The organism is Aeromonas media (assembly GCF_000819985.1).
GTDB classification, from domain to species: Bacteria; Pseudomonadota; Gammaproteobacteria; order Enterobacterales; family Aeromonadaceae; genus Aeromonas; species Aeromonas media.
Genome location: NZ_CDBZ01000077.1, coordinates 42,166 through 50,679, shown reverse-complemented (window position 1 = coordinate 50,679; position 8,514 = coordinate 42,166). Strand labels below are relative to the sequence as shown.

The following is an 8,514-nucleotide window of genomic DNA, read 5'->3' as shown; positions in this document are numbered from 1 at the left end:
TTAACTGATCAGCATTGCCCGACAATCCGGGCCCTGCGGCCTGATGGCGACCTCCCGGTGAGCCTGCTGAGCTATGACTTCTCGGTGGTGCGCTCCGGTTTCAATGCCCCCGAGTAGACGCAGATGGCGGAGTTGTAACTGTTGTAGGCGACGGCGTAGTTGAAGTCGCAGAAATAGGCCGGGTGCTTGGTGGCGACGGTGTCACCCGCCTTGCATTTGTCCTGCATCCCCTCCACCAGAGAGTCATTGTTGGCGCCGAGACAGGCCTTGCCCGTGGTCTTGTCGCCGCCGCACGCCATCAACAGGGCGCACACCGAGACACCCATCAACCACTTCACTGTTTTATGCATGTTCAGTCCTGATATGTCCAAACAAAGTGCCATCTGCACCGGGAGAGTGGGGCCAACAGGCTCCCGGCACCATTTTACGGAGCCGGGACGCTCCGCGTCACCCCTTGTGGTGACCAGCGTCTGACATTCCATGGTGTTTGTGGGGGAGTCAGCGACCGCCGAGGCGGGGAGCGGCCGAGAAGGGCGTGGCGGGCATGCCAGGCCCAGAAAAAGGGAGGAGCCCATCCCGGCTCCTTGTCGTGGCGCTGAACGTCAGGGGATCGGGAAGTACTTGTGCTGGATCCGCTGGAACTCGCTGCTGGCCAGCACCTGGGTCAGGCCGTGCTGGAACTCCTTGACCAGGGCATCGTCCACCGGGTGGCTGAAGGCGAAGCAGAACTGCTCGGAGCTCAGCACCCAGCGCACCTCGAACTGGGCGGGATCCAGCTGTTGGGCCTGGATGAGATCCATCAAGGTGGCCTTGTTGCTGGAGATGAGGTCGACCCGACCCGAGGTGAGCATCCGCAGGGCCTGGGGAAGGCGGTTGGCGGTCATTATCTTCTGCTCGTCGAAGCCGTTGTTGAGCAGCAACTGCTCCCCCACGTCGGCACGCACGGCGCCTATGGTGTGCTGCTGGGCATCTTCCAGCCGGGTGAGCTTGAGGGGATGGCTGGCCAGCCCCATCAGCACGATTTCGGCATAGCCGATGGGGCAGGCCCACTTGAACAGGGGATCCCGCGCCTCGGTGCGGGCAGTGGCGAAGAGCACCACGTTGGGCTTCTGGGTCAGCAGGTAGTAGCCCCGGGCCCAGGGGAGGATGCTGATCGCCTGGGGCGGGGTGTCCGTCTTCTGCCACACCAGGTGCAGCAGCTCGATGGCAAAGCCGCTGGGGGTGCCATCTTCCCCGGTGAAGTTATAGGGTTTGTACTCTTCGCTGAGGTAATGCAGCTTGCCAAGGGCCGGGCTGGCGTTGGCCTTTCCCATCTCCCCCGGCCCGCCCCAGAGTGTCGCCAGCAGGGCGGCCATGCCCGTGATGGTGCCCCCGAGCGTGCGTGTGATCCCTGGCATCCCTATTCTCATCCTGACCGTCCTGCTGCCGAGTGCCCAGCTTCAAGTGTTGTCAAGCCACGGGGTTTCGCCACCCGAGGGGGCGAACAACCGCGGCCGCCCCCCGGTGCGGCGCAAGAGAGGAGGCGGGAATGCGCTCCCCGGATGGCGCATCACCAGGCCGGACGGGTGTGGCCGATGGGCTTGAGCGCCTCGTCCCGCAGGCCGACTAGCAGGGTCCCGCCGTCCGGCTGCAGCCGGAATTCGCCGTAGCGCGCCTGCTCGTACTGCTCGCCCGTCCCCTCCTCGAAGAAGAAGGCATCCGGCCCTATCCGCCACTGGCCCTGCTGCCAGCGGGCCAGCAGCAGCCGCTGGTCCGGGGCCAGAGCGTCGGTTCTGCCCCCTTCCACGCGCTGCGCCACTTGTTGCTCATCGAGGCGGATGACCAGGATCTGGGCGGCGGCGCCCTCCTGATGCGGACTCCCCAACTGGCGGGCAAGGGCGTAACTCAGGCGCATATAGTCCCCCTGCATCAGGGAGCGGGGATCGACCGGGGCCAGCTCCAGTAGCACGGTCTCGCCGCTGCTTATAGCGTGCTCGAAACGCCAGACGGTGACATTGATGCCCACCAGGATGGCGAGGCCTGTCAGAAAGAAACCAAGACGTCTCATGAGGGGATACTCCCATGCAGATGTTTGAGCCCTTGGTCATCGCCGAGCAACCGGGGACCGGAGTCCGGCTGTGTGGCGAGGCCGGTCAGCAAGAGGGCAAAGCGTCTCATGAGGCGATCTCCTTGCCGAGGATTTTCAACATCTGGCGGGTGCCAAGCAGCAGGGCGCCCGAGCCCAGCAGCAGCCAGGATTTGGTCATCAGGGTCAGCCCGAGATCGTAGTAGTAGAGGGAGCCAAAGCCGAGCAACAGCAAGCCGGCCAGGGTCATGAGCCTGAGACTGGCGGCATAGAAGCCAAGCACCAGCACCAGGGCGCCGGCCCCCATGCCGGGGATGAGGGCGCTGATCACCACCAGCGGCAGGCCGTATAGCAGCGGCAGCTTGAGGCGGACCATGACGGCGAGCAGCAGGGCGGCGCAGAGCAGGGGATTGAGCATAAGCGGCAGGCGGGAGTGGCCCAGCTCGTCGAGCACGCTGGCGCCGCCGTCCCACAGGGGATGATGCAGGCGACCCAGCACCAGCAGGGAGAGTGCCAGCCCCAGGGTGAGGGATTCATAGAGCGAGTGGCGTTCTGGGTCGCGCTCGGCCTGCAGCCAGCAGAAGGTGAGGGCGGCCATCACCAGCGGCAGGGCCAGCAGTTGCAGGCCGAGGCAGGCGAGCCCCATGGTCAGCAGGATGGCGGTGGCAAAGCTGTGGAACAGGCGAACCAGCCAGTGCTCGAACAGGGCGGCGATGGCCAGCGACAGCAGGGCTAGTCCCAGCCAGAGTGGCGCCGAGTGGGGGTCAATCTGGTCGATGAGACCATAGAGCAGCCAGGCATCGGCCGCGAGCGCGAGCGCCAGCACGAACTGATCCCAGAGATCGCTACGCCGGGCCAGGCGGTTGAGGCCGAGGGCGGCGGCCATCAGCAGGGTGCCCATGACGAGGGCGTGGTTTGGCTCGCGGATCAGGCTCTCGAAGGCCATGAACAGGAAGAACAGCAGGAAGAGGGCGGCCAGCCAGCCCACCATGCCGAGCAGGAAACGGCTCGACCAGTGCGGCTGCTCGTCCCGGGGGGCGTCGCCCTCCACCAGATGGGCGGCCCGCAGCCTCTCCCAAGGGCTCAGATCAGACATGTTGCCTCCGTTGCTGTTGCAGCCAGCCGTTGGTGAGGACAGAGAGACCGATGGCGGCAGGGGGCCTCGGCAAGCTGGTGCTGCCAGGGGATCAGATCAGACATGTTGCCTCCGTTGTTGTTGCAGCCAGCGACTGGCGAGGACCGAGAGGCCGATGGCGATCAGGGATAGCAGCAAAAAGCCGTTCATGTCCGGCTCCATCCACTTGCCCAGCGCCGCGAGAGTGATGGCGATAAGGCTCAGACACCCCATGGCGAGCCCGGCGATAAATCTGTGGTGCCAGCGCAGGTAGGCGGCGCCAAGCCACGCGAGCCAGGCAGGCCAGACCCAGGGGGAGGCAGCATCGAACAGCGCCAGCAGGGCCAGTAGAGTGACTCCGAACCCGGCGGCCAGCCCCGGGAGCCAGGAGGGCATGAGCCCCAGACGCGCGGGGGTCAGGATGAGCAGACCCCAGAGGGCGGCGTTGAGCAGGGTCAGGCACCAGCCGAGGGCCTCCTCATTGAAGGAGAAGAAGAGATCGATGAGGCCGAGGCGCCAGTAGAGCACCAGTGCCAGCTGGCCGAGCAGCCAGGCGAGGGTCCAGAGTAGCGGGCTTCTGCCGAGCGCCGCCAGGGGCAGCAACAACAGGGCCCAGGTGGCGAAGAGCTGCCAGGGATCGGCACCTGTCTGGTAGGTCTGACCCACCAGGGCCAGCAGGGCGCCTATGTTGAGGGCCAGGGCCAGCAACAGGGCCTGGCGCGGGGTGTCGGCCAGGGGCTTGCGCCAGAGCACCAGCAGCATGGCGAGCAGGGGCAGCTCCAGCAGGGCGAGGCGTGAGAGGCGGCCCAGCGCCTGCCAGTTGAAGGCGACGAAGAACACCAGGCCCGCCCCGAGGCAGAGGCAGCCGAGCCAGAGCAGCAGCCTGTCGAACAGCCACTGCCAGCGCACCGGGGCCGGGGGCAGATCGCACAGGGCGAGGGCGGCGGGCAATGACTCCCGGGGGAGACGACCGCGTCTGACCCAGTCGAGCAAGGTCTGTCTTGAGGTGACGTGCATGGGGGCTCCTGAAGCCGTCGTGCCTGAATAGTAAGGCATTATGGCACGGCGCTGCGCCCCGGGGCAGACCCCGCTGGCGCTGATGCGACAGGGGCAGGGGCAACAAAAAAGCCCCGACCTGGAGGAGGGGGCCAGCATGACGGGCAGATGGGGATATGGATGGGTGCTCACGCTCATCCTATCCCCTCGTTGCTGGTGCGTCAGACGAAGATCAGGGTGCTGGCGCCCAGACCCACGAAGAGGATGGCGCAGGCGATGCGGATCCCCTTGAGGGGCAGCTTGTCGGCCCCCAGCTTGCCAAGCAGCACCACGGGTACGTTGGCCAGCATCATGCCGATGGTAGTGCCGGTGATGACTTGAGTCAGGGAGTCGTACTTGGCCGCCAGCAGCACTGTGGCTATCTGGGTCTTGTCGCCGATTTCGGCGATGAAGAACAGCACGAAGGTGGCCATGAAGGGGCCGTATTTGTCGAGGGAACTCTCTTCATCGTCCATCTTGTCCGGCACCAGGATCCAGACCGCCATGGCGATGAAGGCACCGGCGACCAGCCAGGTCATCACCTTGGGATCCATCCAGCGACTGATGAACTCCCCTATCCAGGCGGCACCCGCATGGTTGAGCAGGGTGGCGACCAGCATGCCGGCGATGATGGGCCAGGGTTTGCGAAAACGACAGATGAGCAGCAACGCCAGGAGCTGTGTCTTGTCGCCGATCTCGGCGATGGCCACGCTCAGGGTTGAGGTTAACAAGGCTTCCATAAATATGACCGGGGGACGGAATTGTTATAAACCAAAGACAAGCCTGCGCCATCCGTCCCCGGTATTGGCACTGGCCCGTCAAAGGTCTTGTCAAATCCGGCATTGCCCGGATCATCCTGACCATGGTGAGTTGGCACCAAGTATGTTGATCAGGATCGCGCACTGGGTTGGCACCCGTGGCGAGACTACTCCCCCTCGATGGGAGCCGGCATTCTAGGGAAAAAGTGCGGGAGAGACAAGCAGATCAACCGCCCACCAGCTTGACGCTGAAACCGGCCTTCTCCAGCTCGGCCTTGATAAGGTCCCGTTTGTCCCCCTGGATCTCGATAATCCCCTCCTTGAGGCCGCCGCCGGTACCGCACTTCTTCTTGAGCAGGGTGGCGATGGTTTTCTGCTGTTCGGCCGGCACACCGTGGATGGTGATGACCCCGGCGCCCTTGCGCCCCTTGGTCTCGCGCCGGATGCGCACGGTACCGTCGGTGGGGAAGGGGGAGGCGCTCTGGGTGGGGGCCTGTTCCTTGATCATGCCGCCGTCCGTGCTGTAGACCAGGCGGCTGTTGTTGTCGTGACTCATGGCAATACTTTGTCGGTTAGCTAAGCGGAGTTTGATTTTACGCAAATAAATGTTGGGGGCACAGCTTATAATCCCTCCCACTAAAAGCGAATTATTCTTGTTTAACTTCAGGAGCCCGTCATGGTACTCACACAGTTGTCGCCGGGGCAGCGTGCTCGCATCAAGAACATGAACCAGCTTGGCCGTACCTTGCGACGCAAGCTGATGGTGATGGGGCTGCTGCCCCAGACCGAGATCCTCTATCTGCGGGCCGCCCCCCTGGGGGATCCGCTCCAGGTCCAGTGCCAGGGCATCTGCCTCTCCATGCAAAAGAGTCTGGCCCAGCACATCGAGGTGGAGCCGGTATGAACTACTCCTTGGTAACTGTCGGCAACCCCAACAGCGGCAAGACCTCGCTGTTCAACGCCCTGACCGGTGCCCGCCAGCAGGTGGGCAACTGGAGCGGGGTCACCGTCGACAAGAAGATGGGCGAATTTTCCGCCAAGGGGCAGGATTACACCCTGATGGATCTGCCCGGCATCTACTCCCTGGCCAATCAGGAGGCGAGCCTGGACGAGCAGATCGCCAGCCGCTTCGTGCAGGGTCAGCAGCCGGACCTGCTGCTCAACGTCATCGACGCCGCCAATCTGGAGCGCTCCCTCTATCTCACCCTGCAACTGCGGGAGCTGGGCCTGCCCATGGTGGTGGTACTCAACAAGATGGATCTGCTGCAAAAGCGCCGCATCACCATAGACGAGGGGCTGCTCGGCCAGGCGCTCGGTTGCCCGGTGGTGTCGCTGTCGGCCCACAATCGCCAGCAGGTGGTGGCCTTCAAGGAGCAGATCCACCGGTTCATCGGCCAGCCCCAGCCCGCCCTGGTGCTGGATTACGGCCAGCCGCTGGAAGCCGACATCGCCGAGCTCGAGACCCTGCTTGCCCCTCATCACCTCAGCGACCGTGGCCGTGCCCTGCGCCTGCTGGAGGAGGACATCGCCATGCAGGAGACGCTGGCGGCGGGTCAGCAGGCGGCGGCTGGCAACGTGGTGAGCCGTGCCCACCACGCCCAGGACATCGATCTGCAACTGGCTGATCTGCGCTATGGCCACATCCATCACTGGAGCCAGCAGGCGTGCCGTCAGCAGGGCAAGCTCACGGTCGCCCAGAGCGAGTGGCTGGACAGGGCGCTGCTCAACCGCTGGGTGGGCATCCCCTTCTTCCTGCTGGTGATGTACCTGATGTTCATGTTCGCCATCAAGGTGGGCAGCGCCTTCATCGACTTCTTCGACATCCTGGGGGGCGCCCTGTTCGTGGACGGGGTGCACCACCTGCTGGGGCTGGCTGCGGCCCCCGACTGGCTGGGAGCCGTGCTGGCGGACGGCGTCGGCGCCGGCCTGCAGACGGTGGCGACCTTCATCCCCGTGGTGGGCTGCCTCTTCCTGTTCCTCGCCGTGCTGGAGAGCTCGGGCTACCTGGCTCGCGCCGCCTTCGTGGTGGATGCCCTGATGCGCCGCCTCGGGCTGCCCGGCAAGGCGTTCGTTCCCATGCTGATGGGCTTTGGTTGCACAGTGCCTGCGGTGATGGCGACCCGCACCCTGGGCTCGGAGCGCGAAAGGCTGATGACCTCGGCCATGGCACCCTTCATGTCGTGCGGTGCCCGGCTGCCGGTCTATGCCCTGTTCGCGGTGGCCTTCTTCCCCGAATCCGGCCAGAACCTGGTGTTTGGTCTCTACCTGCTCGGCATCCTGGTGGCGGTGCTCACCGGCCTCTTCCTGCGCAGCACCCTGCTGCCGGGCAAGAGCGACTCCATGGTGATGGAGATGCCGGACTACGAGTGGCCCCGTCCGGTGGACGTGGGACTGCGTACCTGGCAAAAACTCAAGGGCTTCATCTTCGGCGCGGGCAAGACCATAGTGCTGATGGTGGCGGTGCTGAGCGTGCTCAACTCGCTCGGTACCGACGGCAGCTTCGGCAACCAGGATCAGGAGCGTTCGGTGTTGAGCCAGCTCAGCCAGACGGTGACGCCGGTGCTGCATCCCATCGGTATCCGTGACGACAACTGGCAGGCCACGGTCGGCATCCTGACCGGCATCTTCGCCAAGGAGGCGGTGGTCGCCACCCTCAACAGCCTCTACGCCGGCGGCGCCGGTGACGAGGAGGCGAGTGAATACTCCCTGCTGGGCAGCCTGAAGGAGGCGCTGGCCACCATTCCCGCGAACCTGGCGGACATCGATCCCGCCGATCCCATGGGGCTTAAGGTCGGGGAGCTGGCAGATCAGCAGGCGGCCGCCGAGGCCCAGGAGGTGGACACCTCCACCTATGGCAACATGCAGACCCACTTCGACGGGGCGGCCGGTGCCTTTGCCTACCTGTTGTTCGTGCTGCTCTACATGCCCTGTGCCGCCGCTATGGGCGCCCTGGTACGTGAGACCGGCCGTCAATGGGCCCTGTTCACCGCCGCCTGGTGCAACTACATGGCCTTCATGTGCGCCACCCTCTTCTATCAGTTGGCGACCTTCGCCGCTCACCCCGAGCAGAGCCTGTTCTGGACCCTGAGCTACGGGATCTCCCTGGTGCTGCTGTGGTGGCTTGGCCGCCGCCACGGGGACATCGTCGCTCGCAAGGTGGTGACCCTGTGACGGCGCAGAGGAGCAGATTGACCCATCAGGGGGAGGTAACACCATGATATTGCGAGAGCTGGGGGACTATCTGGCGGCGCAGCAGAGGGTGAGCCGGCGGGAGCTGGCACGCCACTTCCACACCTCGGAGGATGCGGTGGAGGCCATGCTCGGCGTCTGGATGCGCAAGGGCCGCGTCACCAAGCGGGAGACCCGGATGTGCGGCGGCAGTTGCTGCGGCAAGAGCGAGGAGGTGATGTTCGAGTGGTGCGAACCAGGCCGGATAGGCCTGGTACAGCAGCGCTGAGCACTGTCGCCAGAGAGCGTCAGCTGACAACAAGAGACCCGCCGATGGCGGGTCTCTTTATTGTGTGTCTTGCTGTCTTGCTGTC

General features: G+C 64.7%; 10 protein-coding genes. 3 read left to right on the top strand and 7 right to left on the bottom strand.

Annotated elements, in window-relative coordinates; genetic code table 11:
* Positions 1 to 71: 71 nt before the first annotated feature.
* From BN1127_RS06870 to BN1127_RS06840, 7 genes are all read right to left on the bottom strand, one after another.
* A complete protein-coding gene (locus tag BN1127_RS06870) occupies positions 72 to 350 on the bottom strand; it encodes a hypothetical protein (RefSeq protein WP_042648950.1) in 279 nt (92 codons plus the stop codon).
* Between the two features lie 252 nt (positions 351 to 602).
* Positions 603 to 1,355 carry a substrate-binding periplasmic protein gene (locus BN1127_RS06865; protein WP_042648952.1) on the bottom strand — a complete coding sequence of 251 codons (753 nt, stop codon included), beginning with the start codon at positions 1,353 to 1,355 and terminating at the stop codon, positions 603 to 605.
* Between the two features lie 194 nt (positions 1,356 to 1,549).
* Positions 1,550 to 2,047 carry a GDYXXLXY domain-containing protein gene (locus BN1127_RS06860; RefSeq protein WP_042648949.1) on the bottom strand — a complete coding sequence of 166 codons (498 nt, stop codon included), beginning with the start codon at positions 2,045 to 2,047 and terminating at the stop codon, positions 1,550 to 1,552.
* A gap of 106 nt (positions 2,048 to 2,153) precedes the next feature.
* Positions 2,154 to 3,161 (bottom strand): DUF4401 domain-containing protein, encoded by a 1,008-nt coding sequence (locus tag BN1127_RS06855; protein WP_005328044.1) that lies wholly within the window; start codon positions 3,159 to 3,161, stop codon positions 2,154 to 2,156.
* Between the two features lie 96 nt (positions 3,162 to 3,257).
* Positions 3,258 to 4,196 carry a DUF2157 domain-containing protein gene (locus BN1127_RS06850; protein WP_042648948.1) on the bottom strand — a complete coding sequence of 313 codons (939 nt, stop codon included), beginning with the start codon at positions 4,194 to 4,196 and terminating at the stop codon, positions 3,258 to 3,260.
* A 200-nt stretch (positions 4,197 to 4,396) separates the two neighbouring features.
* Positions 4,397 to 4,954 (bottom strand): TMEM165/GDT1 family protein, encoded by a 558-nt coding sequence (locus BN1127_RS06845; RefSeq protein ID WP_041205993.1) that lies wholly within the window; start codon positions 4,952 to 4,954, stop codon positions 4,397 to 4,399.
* Positions 4,955 to 5,198: 244 nt separating this feature from the next.
* Entirely contained in the window at positions 5,199 to 5,528 is a 330-nt protein-coding gene (locus tag BN1127_RS06840) for a translation initiation factor (RefSeq protein WP_005328048.1), read from the bottom strand.
* A 120-nt stretch (positions 5,529 to 5,648) separates the two neighbouring features.
* Here BN1127_RS06840 and BN1127_RS06835 point away from each other — a divergent pair, with 120 nt between their 5' ends.
* The 3 genes from BN1127_RS06835 to BN1127_RS06825 are packed head-to-tail and all read left to right on the top strand — an operon-like array spanning position 5,649 to position 8,429.
* Positions 5,649 to 5,876 (top strand): FeoA family protein, encoded by a 228-nt coding sequence (locus tag BN1127_RS06835; RefSeq protein WP_005328049.1) that lies wholly within the window; start codon positions 5,649 to 5,651, stop codon positions 5,874 to 5,876.
* Positions 5,873 to 8,143, top strand: coding sequence for a Fe(2+) transporter permease subunit FeoB (gene feoB / locus BN1127_RS06830; protein ID WP_005328050.1), 2,271 nt, complete (start codon positions 5,873 to 5,875; stop codon positions 8,141 to 8,143). The genes BN1127_RS06835 and feoB overlap by 4 nt, the downstream gene beginning before the upstream one ends.
* A 43-nt stretch (positions 8,144 to 8,186) precedes the next feature.
* Positions 8,187 to 8,429, top strand: a complete 243-nt coding sequence (locus BN1127_RS06825) for a FeoC-like transcriptional regulator (RefSeq protein WP_005328051.1) — start codon at positions 8,187 to 8,189, stop codon at positions 8,427 to 8,429.
* Positions 8,430 to 8,514 lie beyond the last annotated feature (85 nt).